Below are 17,165 nucleotides of genomic sequence, written 5' to 3'. Positions count from 1 at the left end.
TATTTTTATCATATTTAACAATAAGTGGAAAGGATATAGACACTAATAAGGTAAGTCTCGTGCCGAAAATTCATTAAATTTTACAATCTCCCTGCTCTATCTAATTTTATATTACGGTCTTTCCAAAAAAAACAAACGACTAGAGGAAACAGCTCATGGCCTTCTGAACACTCCAAGTATCTTATAGTAGTGCAAGTGAGAGAAGCATTTTTCATTAGTGGGAGTATTATATTCATTTGTGATATATTGTATTTTATGATGCGTAGGAAAATAGGATTAGAAATATAGAATGAATAATCAAGTACTTGCTAGCTTCATATTGTTTCTATTCCTTCTATCCAGTGCAACAAATGCGTTGGTTCATTTGGAAAGAACAGATTCAAATGAAGGCTACTATTATTATCATTTGTGGTAGTACTTATTCAATTACTAATTCATCTAGTGCTATTCTTGCATATAATGTTGTTTTATTGAACAAAATGGCTTATAATGGGTAATGTTGGATGTGAAGTTCCAAGATTGAGAAGTATCTAATAAATAATACAAGTGGAATTAATACATATTAAAAAAGTATGCTTAGGCTTCATTACAGACCTCCAAAATTCCGGCAGGTTATGATGACCTGTACAAAGAGAATATTGTTAAGTATTCTAACGATATAAATGAAAGCGCTTTTTTTGTATTCATCATTATTTAAGTAATTTACACTGATTTTACTATCAAATAATGAAGAGTTTGCAAGTAAAAGGGTTCTATCTGTTTTGGAATTGTAAGGCTCTTTTTATGGAGGATAAAGGGATGAAGATATTTAATATGTCATATTGTAAAACGTTTTCGTTCCTAGCTTGGTCTGTGCTCTAAGTTTTGCAATGAAATTAGAAAGGTAAGGTGAATGAGTGAGATTATATTTTTTTGTCGATTATAAACTTGGCGGACGTGGTGGTATGGAAACAGTGATTAATTTGATTGCTACATCACTATTGAAACGTGGGCATGAATTAAAGCTTATATTAACTGAAAAATCTGATGATCCTTATTGGGAAAGGTTTCTACCAGTGGAACATATGTTTAGTGTTGAAACTAAGTTTCAAGATGAGGAAGATAAGTTTTCGACTCAATTGTTAGAATGTGTGAATATTATTAAAAAGGAACCGTTCCCTGATGCTATTGTTACACTTTCTCCTTTCTCAACTAAAATAGCGAGTGAAGCAGTAAAAATTCTAGATATATATTGTAGTGTAGTCACTTGGCTTCATTTCAATCTAACAAATATAAGAAAGTGGGAAATGGTTTCTTACGCTGATGGTCACCTTTGTATTAGCAGTGGTTTACTTAAGGATTTAGAGAAATTCACTCCTCAAATACCAAGTAAATTAATATACAATCCCGTTGTTTTAGGAGATCAATTAATACCTAGATCAAGTTCCGGGAGGATCGAATTACTGTATGTTGGTAGATTGTATAATTATCAAAAGAGAGTAGATTTAATAATCAATGCTTTGTCACAAATCCAAGGGGATTGGCATTTTACAGTTATTGGTGAGGGGAAAAATTATCCAGATTTAATTGAATTAGCTGAACAAAAAGAAATAAATGACAAAATTAGTTGGTTGGGTTGGAAGGATGACCCATGGTCATGTATACGAGAAGTAGATGTTTTATTGCTTGCTTCAAACTATGAAGGCTTTGGTCTTGTTTTAGCAGAAGCTCTTTCTAGAGGAATAACGGTTGTTTCAAGTGATTGTCCATCCGGCCCAACAGACATTGTGAGAAATGGTGAAAATGGATGGCTATTTCCGTCAGGAGATGAAGAAGCGCTTGTCGATATTTTGGACGGTATCATCAATAAATCTTTAAAATTACCAGAATCTGAAATTTGCTCACAATCAGTAGAACGTTTTAGTACTGATCAAGTGTCCAATAAATTTGAGGAAGAACTTCTAAATATAGTTCAATTAAAATTAGAAAAGCTTTGATTTAACTCGCATTTAAAGTTTACTTTCAAGTTTGAAAATGATAGAAAGTCGCTATGTATCTTTAAGTATGCCTGTTTTCTTTGGAAATAAAAAAACGAACCTCTATTTCGATGCATTTAATTTTCGGTTTCGTTACCAGCACGAGAGTTTGAAGAGTTTCTTCATTCGTCAAACTGGCTGTGTTTTTGTCAAACGAAAGAGTGAGTAAACTTGAAATGCCAAATAATTGAAAAGTTTGACTCTTCGGTAATGAAATTGTTGCCTGGTTTGGATATTAAGTCGAGCTTACGTTAGCAATGGTGTCAAATCGGCAAACTTGAAGGATGCCTATATCTAAAGAGAAAAGTATAACTTGGACAAGTATTGCATTCTTTGAGTTGGATTCAGATTATGACCTTATGAAGGTGTATGAATCTGCTCAATACGTCAAGGCACAAGGATTATACCTAATAATCCTCGAGGACAATAGTAACCGCTTACCAGGAGGAATTTGAATGGAACAACCTACATTGCAATGAGATGTTTAATGATCTATTCGGGATGACGACGATTATCTGAATTTTATATCCATATGCATATGAAGCAAGTGTGCGATAGGTATAGTAACCTGTTTAGTCTTCAAAGTAAATGTCAAAGATGATCTGCGGCTCTATGCACCCCTCATCACGATATATTGAAATAAAGAAAAATACGACAAATGTTCTAGGTGTAAGCTAGAATGAAAATAAAGTTCTAAGATATGCGAATAACAACGAAAATTAGATACATCAATGTAATATTTTTTTAAAAAAAGTTCTCACCACTTTTGCTTTTACCTCTAAAAGCCGTATATTAGCCTCTAATATGATGGCTGGATTTAACCAAAAGGGCTTTATGCATAGTGATTAATTAAATTCATTATGTATAACTTGGATTTTATCTATAAAACATGAAGGGGCTAATTAAACATGATTAAAGTTGAAAATTTAAAAAAAATTTATAAACAACCTATAAAAGAAACTGGTTTAAGGGGAAGTATAAAGCATTTTTTTGCACCGAAACATGTTTATAAAAATGCAGTGGATGATATAAATTTTGAAATTTTAGAGGGAGAAAGCGTTGCTTATTTAGGTAAAAATGGTGCAGGAAAATCTACGACTATTAAGATGCTAACAGGTATTTTGCAACCTAGTGAAGGTAAAATCTCCATTAACAACATTGACTTGAAAACACAAAAATTAGAGTACAAGAAACAAATTGGAGTAGTATTTGGTCAAAGGACTCAATTGTGGTGGGATCTACCAATATCTGAGTCGTTTAATTTGATAAGAGATATATATGAGATTGATGACAAAACTTACAAAGAAAATTTGAGAGTGTTTAATGAAATACTTAATTTAGGTGAATTTTCACATCTTTCTGCTAGAAAAATATCTTTAGGTCAAAGAATGAAAGCTGACATAGCAGCAGCTTTATTACATAACCCTAAAATTTTATATCTTGATGAACCGACCATAGGACTAGATATTGTTGCTAAAGAAAAAATACGAGCTTTTTTGAAATTTATCAATAAGGAATATAAAACTACAATCTTACTTACCACACATGATATTGGAGATATAGAAGAGATTTGTGAGAGGTTAATTTTGATTGATTCAGGAAAGGTGTTTTATGACGGAAGAGTAGACTATATATTAGATACCTACGGCCGATTTAGAAAAATTCATGTCAGAACAGAGGATTTTGTTGATATTAGTAAACTGTACAATCAGATTAACGGTTCAAATATAAGTATAGAGGGAACTTCAGATAGAGAATTTTCCATTTCTTTCGATTCTACTAAAATATCAATGAAGGAAGTACTTGATGGAACTATGCGTGTTGTAGACATAATTGATATGCAAACTGAGCAAACAGGAATTGAACATATATTGAAACAAGTTTATGAGGGCACACTTAATCTTGGGAAAGAGGAAGACAATTGAAAAAATATTTGTCAGTTGCTAAATGTACTCTACAAGTAAAGATAGCTTATCCGGTAACTACCTTAATTGATATATTTATTAGTATTATTTCATTAATCTTAATGTTGAATCTGTGGGGAACGATATATGCAGGACAATCGGTAATTGCTGGATATACGTGGAGTGACATGATAACCTATCTGGTTCTAGTTTTTATTATAAATACTGATTCTAACTCTGAATATAGATGCGCTAAAAGAATTATAGACGGTTCGATTGCTATGACACTCATTCGCCCTATGAGTCACAACAAAAACACTATGACTGAGATTGGGACCACCATTGCTTTTACAACTGTTATTAATCTAATGATTGGTTTTATTATTCTATTATTTCTAGGTAATGGTTACCTCAACTTTAATTTTAATATGTTATTCTTTTTCTTCAGTTTTATCAATGCCCTTCTTATAAAATATTTAGTTGTTTATACATCCTCGTTAATGTCGTTTTGGACTCATAATGTTCAAGGAGTAATGTGGACAAGAATTGCAATAGTTAATTTGTTCTCAGGGGCGCTTGTTCCGCTCGAGTTTTTCCCTCAGTGGCTGAAAAACATTTGTGAAATTTTACCTTTTCAAACAATTATACATACACCGATAAGTATATTCTTAGGAGGAAACGATTATACAACTATGATAAGTCTTATAATGAATCAATTTTTTTGGATATTGTTCTTTTGCATTGCTGTGAAATTTATTTATCATTTTGGAATAAAAAAATTAACTATACATGGAGGTTAGCAAAGGTCAATGATAAGGAATCTAAAAATTTACTTTATTTTGCTCTATGCTAATCTTAGGGTTTTAGTCAGATTTCGTGCCGATTTCATTTTATTAATTTTAAGTGGAAGTTTAACTCAATTCTTAGGTGTTATTTTTATATTAACCATCTTCAATAGAATTCCTAGTATTGATGGATGGAATCTTCAAGAGATTCTTCTGATATATTCCATTGTTTATGTAATTGAGGGATTGGTGTCAATTTTCTTTGATGGATTATGGTCTCTCACATCAGTTGTCAACTCTGGTGAGTTTGATAGAATTCTACTGAGGCCAGTCTCTCCTATGATTCAAATAGCAACTCTTGGATTTGGATCTCAAGGAATTGGTAATAGCTTAATAGGATTAGTACTTTTGAGTTATTCTATGATTCATTTAGATCTGTTGAGTGCTTTGAATATATTGCTGGTTATAGTATTCATAATTCTTGGAGTTATCATTCGTGTATCAATAAATTATTGTGTTGCGACTATTTCTTTTTGGACTAAAAATGGAAATCCTTTGATGATAGCGAACCATAGTCTTTCAGAATTTTCTAAATACCCTATGAGTATATATAGCCTTCCATTGCAAGCTCTTATAGTAGTAGTTCCGTATGCCTTTATAAGCTATGTTCCTACCGTAATATTATTACAAAAAGAAGGATCGTTAATATTTTTATCAATGTATCCTCTGATAATCGCATATAGTGTCTATTGTATGCTTAGATTTTTTGGGATAGCCATTCAGAGATATGAAAGTTCAGGTCACTGAGAGAAGGAGAAAACAAGATGAGTATATTTAATAACCATTTTAAAAACATCGAAGAAAGATTAGACGACCTAATTAAGAGATTAACACTTGAAGAAAAAATATATCTGATGCCAACAAACCAGCGAGGGATTGAGAGACTAGGCATTAACGAATATGTTATAGGTGGAGAAGCTGCTCATGGTTTAGCATGGCTTGGTAAGGCAACTAGTTTCCCGCAACCGATTGGTTTATCTTCTACATGGAACACTAAGTTGATGAACAGAATAGGAGAGACTATTGGGAAAGAAGCCAGGGTTTATTATCAAAAATTAAATAAAAAGAGAGGGCTTACTTTGTGGGCGCCAACGGTAGATCTACTAAGGGATCCTCGTTGGGGTAGAACAGAAGAAGGATATGGTGAGGATCCTTTACTTACTTCAATGCTTGCCCGTTCGTTTGTAGAAGGTATGCAGGGAAATCATCAATTTTATAAAAGAGCTTTATCTACTTTAAAGCACTATATGGGGAATAATAATGAAAAGAATAGATTAGTATCCTCATCGAATATTGATAATAGAAATAAATACGAATATTATATCAAGCCTTTCAAGGAAATCATAAAGAATTATGGAGCTTTTTCAATAATGCCTGCCTATAACAGTGTAAATGGATTGCCTTGTATAATAGATCCGGAAATGAAGGATATTATAAAGCAATCTTGGGGACTAGAAGGGTATATTGTGAGTGATGCAGGTGATATGAAAATGCTAGTTGATTCACATAAATATTGTTCTTCATATGCAGAAGCTGTATCACTAGTTATTAAAAGTGGAGTAGATAGTATTAATGATGAAGCTGAATTAGTAGTAACTTCAATTAAAGAAGCATTACAACTAAACTTACTTGAGGAATCAGATCTTAATAGAGCGATAAAAAATGTATTTAGAGGAAGAATTCAGTTAGGTGAATTTGATCCAGATCACTTAAATCCATATTCCAGTATTCCAGAAGAATATCTTTGTTGTGAAGAAAACAATTTATTATCATTAGAAGCAGCTAGAGAGTCCATTGTTTTGCTAAAAAACACCAATAACTCCCTTCCGCTCAATACAAATCTGCTTAAAAGTGTAGCAGTGGTAGGACCATTGTCCAATGTTTTATATAGAGATTGGTATAGCGGTGATTTTTCTTATAAAGTAACCCCATTGCAAGGAATAATTAATAGAACTGGCTCAGCAATCGATGTGAATTTTCATAATGGAAATGATTATATAGCAATAAAATCAAAGAAAACTGGAAAGTACTTGTCCGTAAACCAAACCACAGGTGAGATAACGGCAAGTGGTGAACAAATTACCGATAATGAAATTTTCGAATATTGTGACTGGGGATGGAATAAGAAGACAATTAAATCTATGCTGAATGATAAATATGTTACCTTCCAAAAAGAAATATCGGCTACTGCAGAAGAGGCATTTGGATGGTTTGTCAGAGAAGTATTTAGTACTATTGATTTACAAAATGGTGTCAGCATAAAAACCTGGAATAACAAATCTCTATCCGTTATAGACGATAAGGTTAAATTTAAAGAATCACATGAGGAAAGTAATGATTTGAATGAAGTTTTTGAATTAGAGGTAATTGTAAATGGCGAAAATGAAGCGATGAAAGTAGCCAATCAATCAGATACTGTAATTGTGTTTGTTGGTAATAATCCTCTGATAAATGGCAAGGAAGATGAAGATCGCCCTGGATTAGAACTTCCAGAATCTCAACTAAACCTAATAAAAAATATGTATAATATTAATAAAAATGTTGTTGTTTGTATAGTTGGGAGCTACCCATTTACTATTACTGAAGTTGATAACTTAGTGCCGTCAATTTTATATGCTTCGCATGGTAGCCAAGAACTTGGAAATGCACTAGCAGAGGTGCTCTTTGGAGATTATAGTCCTGCTGGTAGGCTATCGATGACTTGGTATCGTAATCTTGAAGGTCTAACTGATATATTCGATTACGATATAATAAATGGAGGACGAACATACCTCTATTACAAGAACCAAGTATTATATCCATTTGGGCATGGATTAACGTACACTAAATTTACGTATTCCGATCTAACAGTAAAAAATACTGATGATGTAAATGTGGTCGTCTGTTTCGATATTACCAATACTGGTCTTAAAGTAAGTGATGAAGTAGTTCAGGTATATGTACGTTGCAATTCTAACAAGTTGAAAAGACCATTGAAAGAGTTAATGGCATTTGAGAAAGTTAATCTTAATCCAAGTGAAAATAGGAAGATCGAATTCTCCATCCCGATTTCTAAACTTGCGTATTGGAATGTTAGAGAACAGAGATATAGCGTTGAAGAAGCAGTGTACACATTTTCGATAGGATCTTCTTCAGAGGATATTCGTTTAGAGCAAGATATAAAGATCATGGGCAACGATAAACCGTCCAGATCTTTGAAAACTAAAACAAAAGCTGAAAACTATGACTACGCTTTCAATGTATTGTTATCCAAGTCTAGTAGCGGAGAGCAAGTAGTCTATACTGAAAGTGAACAATCTTGGTTATTATTTAATGATGTGATTTTAGAAGAGGATACCTCTTTGGAATTGTACGTAAACTCATATCTTAAAGATCTAGTAATAGAAGTTAGAGAAGGAGGAGTTCTAGGAGCGTTATTAGATAGGAAGGAAGTTGCAAAAATTGGAGAATGGTATAGTGTTAATTTGGATATAAGTTGCTTAATCGAAGATAGAAAGTCTACTAATCTATGTATCAAATTTAGTAAAGGTGTATACATTGATTGGATAAAGATGAATTAAGTAAACTCACTCCAAAACCTATTAAATAAGAAGGGGGAATATATGGGACTTTTCAAGAGAGCGTCTGAAATTGATGTTATTTGGTTTATACATGAAAATAATAGTTTTTATTGCTGAGAGGGATATCTAAACGAGTTTTCTTCCTCTTATGCTGAGGATAACTTTTTCTTCGGAGAAGGTAACCTTATCTGTCTGATAAACCTGATATACACTTGAGGAGCTCTCTTTTTTTATTCTATAAAGTTTCATTTCGTCATATAACAACGAGTTATAGTTATAAATGGCATCCCGTTTTAAATACATCAGTGATTTGCTTGTAAAGACATAGAGTTGAGGGTTTATACATGACTGAGAAACCTCATCAACGAGTACATCATTAGCAAATGAAGCCATTCGTTTTAGGATATATGGTGAATATTCGACTAGGAGGAAAAAAGTTGTTTTTATCTATAATTATACCTACTTACAATAGATCAAGTTTATTAGAGAAATCGTTAAAATATATAACTGAACAAATTATAATTGTAGACGTAAGTTTTGAAGTAATTATTGTGGATGATGGTTCATCTGATAACACGAAAGATGTTTTTGAAAAGTATAAAAAAAAGGTTTCACATATTAAATATATTTTTCGGGAGAGAGATGATCTTTCTGGTAGAGCAAGAGCTAGAAACGCAGGGATAGAAGCTAGTCAGGGGTTGTGGATTACATTTTTAGATTGTGGAGTATTAATTCCAAACGATTTTGTTGGAAATATTTACTCTATAACTAAAGAAAGAGGTGAAAAACTGGTCGTTTATCATTCTGTACTAGGTATGTATGTTGAGCCTGAGAAAGACGATGTTTCAGTTATAGACTGTGTTTCACCTACAAATTTCAAAAAAATTACAGAAGAACTGTCAGGCATCCCTGAATGGATAGATCGAAGAGCTGGACTTTTTGAAATGACTAATAATGAATTAAGCAATTTATCTGCTCCTTGGTCAATCGGTTGGACTGCAGCATTAACTACTTCTAATTATCTATTAAAGAAAATAGGCGGATTCGATGATGCTTTTCTAGGTTGGGGAGCAGAAGATACAGATATGTGTTACCGACTATTCAAAGAGGGGGCTTTATTTATTGCAGATCAGGCATCTACTTGTTTGCATATTCCTCATCTTAGTTCATCAGAGAGTTCAAATGAAAAAACGCTTAGTAATGCAAGGAATGAATTAATGTTACATCGTAAACAGTATTCTTTTGATACAGAGTTGTATTTATATTACCCTGGCCCTTATTATAGTCAGGCTCTGAGTAAATATAATAATTTAGTTTTACAGCATATAATTCCGCGTTATAAAACAAAATTATTTGAGTGTATAAATCAAATAATAAGCAATTCTTCGAGGGTTGCTACAATTGGAATTGATAACTTCGCATTTATTAATCAATTGAATACTGCAACTGACATATTTGTTCAAAATAAGAATACTTTTAATTATTTAGGGGTGCGTTTTCCGGATAAAAATATAGTGTATCTACTTGGTGTTAATACGCCATTTTTAGATAAATACTTTGATGCGATTATAGTTAGTGATTATTTCAGAATATTTAGCGAGAAAATCTTAAAAGATTTCATTCAGGAATTGCTTAGAATATCAAAAAGACTATTTTTTATATATACTGAATCCTTTAGTTCAGTATTGAAAAAAGTGGAAAATGCAAGTTGGATAGAATATGAAAATTTAATTATTATAACTCAGGAAAATAATATTAATGTTGTTGAAATAGAAGAAAACAATAAAAGTAAGATTTTTGAGATCATCAATAATATTTGAAAATTTAATAATTATGATAGTTTATTCATTATTTGAGATACTTCATTTCGTTTAAAAGTCTTTTCGATATTTATGCATCATTGATTACTAATTTCATGATTAGTGCCAATGGAAATGTATACTGGTAATATGTATTTGGTTTTTTAAATGTAAATTTTTAAATAATTTACAAAGTTGTTTTTATCTGTTAAAATAGGTATAATCATTCATGCGATATTCAATAATAAAAGTTTCCGTGCAAGGGTTACCGAGCTAATTTTTGCGAAGCTGTGGAGCGAATAGTTAGAACAAAACCCAGAATCGTAAAGATTCGTAAACTTTGTTTCAGAAGCTAGCATCTGCATCGAATGTGGAACATGGTATAAAAGGAAAACCGAAATTCCGAAAACATGGTAAGAGAGTATCCCTTTTTTACGCTGAACACAGAATATATTTTATATACGCAAAACATAGCTAACGAGTGAACAACCGTAAGTTATCCAAAAGGAAGAGTTGCTCGCCGTAGATCAGTTTAAGGAAAGCAATATTATTACATCACGTCCCTCCCAAATAAACATTTGCTGAAATTTTTCTGTACTACATAATTTATTTCAATTTATGCAAACGATATCATGGACACTCGAAATTGCGTTGGTGTTTCAGGCTTTTCGTTATTTGGATGCGAACTTTATTAAGGAAGGGAATTTTGTATGAGCGAATTGATGTTGAAAGAGTATGGAGAAAAGCGGTTAATTGAAGAGATCATAATTCCTATGATAAACCCTATGAAGGCGAATTCGTTAGCCGGAGATGATTGCGCTGTGATTCCTATCGGAGAAAGTGACTGCGTTACAATGTCAACTGATCGTGTACCGGCTGATCTTTTAAGCTATGAGTTGGGACTAATTAATGATTATGAATTGGGATATTATTTAGCATCGTTAAACATCAGTGACATTTATGCCAGCGGATCGCAACCTTATGGAATTCTGCTAAACTTAGCTTTTAACAAAGATATGAAAGTAAGTCAATTTACTCAAATCATGGAGGGTGCAAAGAAAGCCTGCGAAGATAATAATTGTTTAATTTTGGGTGGAGACTTGAGTGATAGTGTAGAAATGAATTTGGCAGCAACTTCGATCGGAAAAGGCAAAATCCCTAATTTGATCTATCGTTCTGGAAGTCAAGATAACGATTATGTTTTTGCTACAAAGCATATTGGAATAACTCCGACTTCATTTAAGTATTTTACAAAAACCAAAGGAGAAGGGTTTACGTTTAACGAAACTGAGGAGGAAATCTTAAAATCGGTATTCAAATACCCCCTACTCAGTTGTGAGTTGTCACGAATGTTGTCTGAAATGAAACCGAAATATTCAATAACTTGTATGGACAATACCGATGGTGTTTATCAATCTTTACATGAGATTGCGAAAATAAACGATATGCAGATTACATTGGATTTCGATAAATTACAGATTCATCCACTGAGTTGGAAAATTACTGAGCATGAAACAATGGGGATTCTCGATCTAGTTTTTAATGCTGGAGCAGATTTTCAGTTAATTGGAACGCTTGATAAGAATATTGAAAAAAACGATCTAATTAAACTTGAAGAGGCGGGATTATACATAATAGGAAGAATACAAAAAGGCAATAATACAGGGGCTGTTTTCTGCAATAGAGATAGTCAAAATTACGAAATAAAAGCCTCAGGCTGGAATTATTATATTTGATTTGATATTTAAAACAAAGCGATAGTGATTTAGCGTTTAAATTACCATCGCTGGAAGGGAGGGCAAGCATGATATTGACAGGCAACGAAATTAGGAAAATGATAAAAAAAAATAAAATAGATATTATCCCATTCAACGAAAAACACTTGAACCCCAATAGTTATAATTATCGACTCGGTGATTTTTATCGCGAAGTAACGGTGAACGAAGAGGGGGAAACCATAACTTCTGAAATCAAACATATAAAAGAAGATGGGATAGTGCTTATGCCTAACCGCTTGTATCTAGCAACTACCAATGAAATTATTGGCAGTAGCCATTATGTGACATCGCTCATAGGACGATCTTCTTTAGGAAGATTGGGTTTGTTCTTACAATGTTCAGCAGATTTGGGAAACTTAGGAGAATCACATAAATGGACTCTGGAGTTGAAATGTGTACAACCAATCAAAATTTATCCATCGATGATTATTGGACAAGTAAGCTTTTGGGAACCCCAGGGTGATATAAGTTTATATCAAGGGAGTTATACTCATTTTAACACTCCTGAAGGGAGATTAGAGGCATGATATTAACTGGATGTGAAATTGAAAAAGAAGTGATAAACGAGAATATACATATTACTCCATTTAATAAGCGACAGATTAATCCCAACAGTTATGATTTTTCGTTAGGAAGCAGTTTAAAGGTATATAAGAACGATATACTGGATCCGAAGGTGAAACAGGAAACAGAAGATATCGAAATACCTAAAGAGGGATTGGTCTTACAATCGAACCGCATTTACTTAGGTTTTACAAATGAAATTATGGGGAGTAATAAATATGTGCCCATAATACGCGCTAAGTCTTCAATAGCTAGATTGGGACTGTTTGTTCATATTACAGCGGACTTGATTGATATCGGATCCATCAATCAATGGACATTACAGTTACATGCAGTTCAATCTGTAAAAGTATTTCCTAATATGTTGATAGGACAGGTCACCTTTTGGGTGCCAAAAGGTGAGATTGTGTTATACGATGGCAAATATCAAGGGAGTAAAGGAGCTAAGGCATCCCAGATATATAAAGACTTTGTTTAAGGAAGCTTTAGATTAGAGATAGGCTGATATAGGGAACCAAAGGGGACTTCTTAGTCCCCTTTGGTTGTGTTATGCTTTTCGTCATCTTTAACAAGGCTCATTCCTTATTTGGTATCACTTATTAAGTAAAACACCAATGTGGTAATTCTCTTTTTTACATTTTTTATAGTAATATTGATGTAATTTCAAGCGGAGACATGGAAAACAATTTGAAAAAACACATTCATGAAACAAGAGCGGATTTGATGCTATGTTTCTAAAGCTTTGGTATTTCTCTGCGTTTTCGAGAGGTATACAAAATAGAAATGGAGGAAATTTTATGGGGAAACATATTAGCATTTGTGGTATGGGAGGTGCAGGGAAAACGACCTTTGCTAGAGGCCTAAATGCTTTCATGCAGAAAGAATTGAGCAATGTTATTTATTATCATGGATTTGCTCCTAGCGAGAACATTGATTCTTTACGCAAAGTGACAAATGATGCATTGTATAAGTATTTCAACGACGAGTTGATTTCTTTAGCCTATTTACTGGACTTAAGAAGTGTTTATGAAAAAATTCAATGTGATTTGGAAAATGGCGGAACTGTTCTTACGGAAAGATTCTGGTTATGTTCTAAGGTCTTTTCATCTGTTTTGGGTGTAAACCAGTTTTTTATTGATGCATTTATTAGAACGCTTAAAACTCCAGATCTTGTAATTTTATTAGACATTGATCCCGAAGTAGCCTACAAACGTTTGTTACAAAAATCTAAGCCGATGGAGAACAATGATGGCTTAGAGAACCTTATTAAGGCCAGAAAAATGTATTTAGAAGCATGTGCAACTTTTGAAAATGTTATTGTCGTTGATAACACAGAGCCATTGTCCGAAGAAAGCTACATGAAACTGTATAGAAAAATACTTAATTTTGCACTTTAAGGAGTGATTGTATGGATATAATAGCCACAATTGGGCGGATACATGTTGGTAATGCTTTGGATGCACAAATTGAAGAGCTATTACGTCAGGGTATAAATAGTTTGCGCTTTAATTTAGCAAAATACGACGATTTAAATGAACTACATGAACGAGCTATCGAAATAGCTAAATTAAAGCAAAAACATTCCATTAGAATTATGCTAGACTTCCCATTTCCATATAAGAAACCACGTCTGTATCTAAATAACGAGGCTGGTGTCTATACTGTAAAGCCAGAACACTTGTTTAAAATATCAATAAATTCGTCAAATACTATTTTCGTCGATGATTCTCGTGTTTTAGAATTAAGCATTGGAGAAACCATATATTACTCTGATGGTGAAGGTGTTTGGGTGGTAGAAGAAGTACATACAGATCATATTGTTGTGAGAGCTAAAAATTCATGCATAATTTATACTGGAAAATCTATCTCCATTGGAAAATTAATGAAAAGCCAATTACTGAATACATACAGAGAAATTACTGAGGTAGTTAATCCTGATAGCATAGCTTTGTCATTTGTGATGAATTCTACCGATGTGCTCGAGTTTCTGGGTAACAAGACACCTGATTTCGAAATCATAAGTAAAATTGAGACTCAAAATTCTGTTTTAAACATTGACGACATTGCATGCCATTCAAACATCATGATAGGAAGAGGAGATCTTAGGCTTTACGCTGATTATAATAATCTTTACCAGTTTCAAGAACAAATTGCTAAGAGTACAAGAAATCTAAACAAAAAATTGTATTTCGCTACTGGAATTCTGCAATCATTAGCAAAAAACGTGATTCCTAACCCTGCAGAAATTATAGATGTGACAAAAATGCTTGAGTACAATCCGGGTGGTATCATTTTAAATACTGAAGTAGTGATTGGAAGAGTGGATATTGCCGTTTCTATTATTAACAAAATATTGGCTCAAAAGCAATGAAAAAGCAACGCTTAGAAAAAGTTCCTTTTTAAATCTATATTAAAAGCTGAATATATTACTATTTGAAGTATTTAACATGTTTTTGAATCACTTGGTTAGATTTTCTGGTGTTTTGCATCTGATTTTTTATGGCTTAACGCAACCTAAAAGTAAACTTAACTGGTGATATATTTATATAAAAGCATGGAGGTAAACATGAGTTTAGTTGGGACTAGAGTGGATTTAGCGGGGAAAATGAAAGAATTATTGGATGCTAAAGTAAATAAAAATGCAACGGCAATAAGTGCCGCATTTATTAAAGATGGTGAACTCATAGCTGCTTTAGCATATGGGACGCAGGACGGAAATCCAGATAACCCTGCGACAGTACACGATTTATATAATGTAGGTTCTATATCGAAAATCTACTGCGCCATCGCGGTTATGAAGCTCGTTGAAATGGGGAAAGTGAACCTCGATGTGTCAGTAACGGAGTATTTACCCCGTTTTAGGATGCAGGACAAAAGATACAAGCAAATTACACTGCGAACTTGCCTTAATCACAGCTCAGGATTGCCTGGGGCAAATTTAAAATATTCATTCAGTACAAAATGGCTTACTGAAGATATATATGAAGAGTTCTACGATTATTTTTCCAAATCAAAACTAAAAGATACTCCGGGGAATAACTCCGTTTACTGCAACGACGGCTACATATTGGCGGAAATGGTTGTAGCGGAAGTATCAGGCATAAGTTTCATACAATTTGTACAAGACCATATAGCAAAACCTGTAGGTGCACTTTCAACTTTTTCAGGAGGAAATATTCCGGAAAATCGTGTGCGAGTTAAGGAAAAAGAGAAAAAAGAAGAATACATTATGTGTACAGGATCAGGTGGAATAATAACAAATATTATTGATTGTGCAAAGATAGGATATTTATTTATCGATCCGAAAGAAGTTTTCAAACCTGAAAGCCTACATGAAACAACTCTTTCACAAGGGAAATCTGTAATCACCGGGATAGCAGAAAACTTCGGATTGGGTTGGGATTCGGTAAACTTTTCACTTGAACCCTACGATTTCGGTGAAAATGTGCTTGTGAAAAGCGGTGCTACAAATATGTTCCGTACTTTTCTCCTTGTTAGCCCAAAGTATAAACTTGCAGCCGCGATTTCAGTGACAAACGACAATAGAATCGTTGTCTATGATATATTAAGCGAACTTTGCAGCTTGTTATTAGATGAATATAACATCAACACACGGAAAAAGAAAAAAGAAAAAGAGTTCGATATTGAAAAAAAGCCTATACCTGTTGAATATACAGAAAGATTTTCAGGTGTATATTACAATAATACTCATAGTTTCCGCGCCATTTTTGATAACGATAGTCTTAAAATTCAATTCAGGAAACAAGATGTCTGGGAAGATTGGGTCACTGGGTTATTTTATGATGGACAACGATTTGTTTCCAATACGAAATCATTTGTATTTACTTTTGAAAACCATGAAAAAAATTCTTATTTGATAAATACAGTACCATTTTGGGGAAAGAATCCGATGGCACAAAAGTGCACGTCTTTTCCTTCGCTTACGGGAAAATGGAAGAGTCGTGTTGGTAAAAAATATATCGTATGTGATGCGCATCCAGCCGATACGGTGCTGACGCCCAGTGGATTTTCTTTAACAATTAAAGAATTTGAAAGTGAAGAAGGAGTGTTGTTTTTTGCATATACTGGGCCATTTGGCACGGACACTTTGCCTGTGACTCCTTCTGGAGAATGGGAAACCGAAATGATATTAAATGCACCACTCCAAGGAGCACGAAAAGGATTCGCTCCTTATATTTATGAGAAGGGAGGTGTCGAATACTTATATGCTTTTGGTTATAACTTAATTGACTCGGTTTATATAAAACCACTTCAATCTGGACGTGTTATTTCAATAAAAGGTAGACAAAATAAGATTTTCAGTATGAAAGCTGGAAATAAACTTCATATCGATAAACCTGCTGATGTACGTATTATCATTCTCAATTCTGAATTAGAACAGAAATTTGATAGCGAGTCTGGTGTAGATATCACTGAAACGTGCGACGGTTTTATTTTGTTTATCAACGAAGGCACGATGAATTTTTCTGTTGAGATTAGTTAGAAGCTGTATCACTCATTTGACACTTGTTAAACTAGTGCTAAATGTGAGAAAAACGATACATACTTTCAGCAGAAACCGTTGTAATTTTGAAGTTAATTGATAGAAGCGCCTAGAGACCTTATAACCCATGAGTTTCATGAGTAACTACACATTTTATGAAGGCTTAACTATTATCGAAATACAATTAAAGGTTGCT

The 17,165-nt window shown here is 33.3% G+C and carries 12 protein-coding genes; all 12 read left to right on the top strand.

The annotated features are described in order from the left end of the window. Positions 1 to 896: 896 nt before the first annotated feature. The 12 genes from MHB85_RS23630 (at position 897) to MHB85_RS23575 (ending at position 16,969) form a co-directional block, all read left to right on the top strand. The gene (locus MHB85_RS23630; protein WP_192133340.1) at positions 897 to 1,976 is read left to right on the top strand and encodes a glycosyltransferase; all 1,080 of its coding nucleotides are present in this window, start codon (positions 897 to 899) and stop codon (positions 1,974 to 1,976) included. Between the two features lie 947 nt (positions 1,977 to 2,923). Beyond that, positions 2,924 to 3,940 (top strand): ABC transporter ATP-binding protein, encoded by a 1,017-nt coding sequence (locus MHB85_RS23625; RefSeq protein ID WP_076217258.1) that lies wholly within the window; start codon positions 2,924 to 2,926, stop codon positions 3,938 to 3,940. Further along, positions 3,937 to 4,719, top strand: coding sequence for an ABC transporter permease (locus MHB85_RS23620; protein ID WP_192133342.1), 783 nt, complete (start codon positions 3,937 to 3,939; stop codon positions 4,717 to 4,719). The genes MHB85_RS23625 and MHB85_RS23620 overlap by 4 nt, the downstream gene beginning before the upstream one ends. 9 nt (positions 4,720 to 4,728) lie before the next feature. Continuing rightward, the gene (locus MHB85_RS23615; RefSeq protein WP_192133344.1) at positions 4,729 to 5,511 is read left to right on the top strand and encodes an ABC transporter permease; all 783 of its coding nucleotides are present in this window, start codon (positions 4,729 to 4,731) and stop codon (positions 5,509 to 5,511) included. A 17-nt stretch (positions 5,512 to 5,528) separates the two neighbouring features. Then, complete coding sequence (locus MHB85_RS23610) at positions 5,529 to 8,324, top strand: glycoside hydrolase family 3 C-terminal domain-containing protein (protein WP_192133346.1); 2,796 nt, start codon at positions 5,529 to 5,531, stop codon at positions 8,322 to 8,324. Between the two features lie 383 nt (positions 8,325 to 8,707). After that, the gene (locus MHB85_RS23605) at positions 8,708 to 10,144 is read left to right on the top strand and encodes a glycosyltransferase family 2 protein (protein WP_341073805.1); all 1,437 of its coding nucleotides are present in this window, start codon (positions 8,708 to 8,710) and stop codon (positions 10,142 to 10,144) included. A 689-nt stretch (positions 10,145 to 10,833) separates the two neighbouring features. Further along, entirely contained in the window at positions 10,834 to 11,859 is a 1,026-nt protein-coding gene (locus MHB85_RS23600; RefSeq protein WP_192133350.1) for a thiamine-phosphate kinase, read from the top strand. A 68-nt stretch (positions 11,860 to 11,927) separates the two neighbouring features. Next, positions 11,928 to 12,428 carry a dCTP deaminase gene (locus MHB85_RS23595; RefSeq protein ID WP_192133352.1) on the top strand — a complete coding sequence of 167 codons (501 nt, stop codon included), beginning with the start codon at positions 11,928 to 11,930 and terminating at the stop codon, positions 12,426 to 12,428. Then, positions 12,425 to 12,943 carry a dCTP deaminase gene (locus MHB85_RS23590; RefSeq protein WP_076216326.1) on the top strand — a complete coding sequence of 173 codons (519 nt, stop codon included), beginning with the start codon at positions 12,425 to 12,427 and terminating at the stop codon, positions 12,941 to 12,943. The genes MHB85_RS23595 and MHB85_RS23590 overlap by 4 nt, the downstream gene beginning before the upstream one ends. A 319-nt stretch (positions 12,944 to 13,262) precedes the next feature. Continuing rightward, the gene (locus MHB85_RS23585) at positions 13,263 to 13,862 is read left to right on the top strand and encodes a deoxynucleoside kinase (protein ID WP_192133354.1); all 600 of its coding nucleotides are present in this window, start codon (positions 13,263 to 13,265) and stop codon (positions 13,860 to 13,862) included. Between the two features lie 11 nt (positions 13,863 to 13,873). Continuing rightward, positions 13,874 to 14,836, top strand: coding sequence for a pyruvate kinase (locus tag MHB85_RS23580; protein WP_192133356.1), 963 nt, complete (start codon positions 13,874 to 13,876; stop codon positions 14,834 to 14,836). Between the two features lie 195 nt (positions 14,837 to 15,031). Further along, positions 15,032 to 16,969, top strand: a complete 1,938-nt coding sequence (locus MHB85_RS23575; RefSeq protein ID WP_192133358.1) for a serine hydrolase domain-containing protein — start codon at positions 15,032 to 15,034, stop codon at positions 16,967 to 16,969. Positions 16,970 to 17,165: the final 196 nt, after the last annotated feature.

Source organism: Paenibacillus sp. FSL K6-4396 (assembly GCF_038002525.1).
Classification (GTDB): Bacteria; Bacillota; Bacilli; order Paenibacillales; family Paenibacillaceae; genus Paenibacillus; species Paenibacillus amylolyticus_B.
The sequence above is the reverse complement of the archived record's forward strand: the minus strand, read 5'-3'. Positions and strand labels throughout refer to the sequence as shown.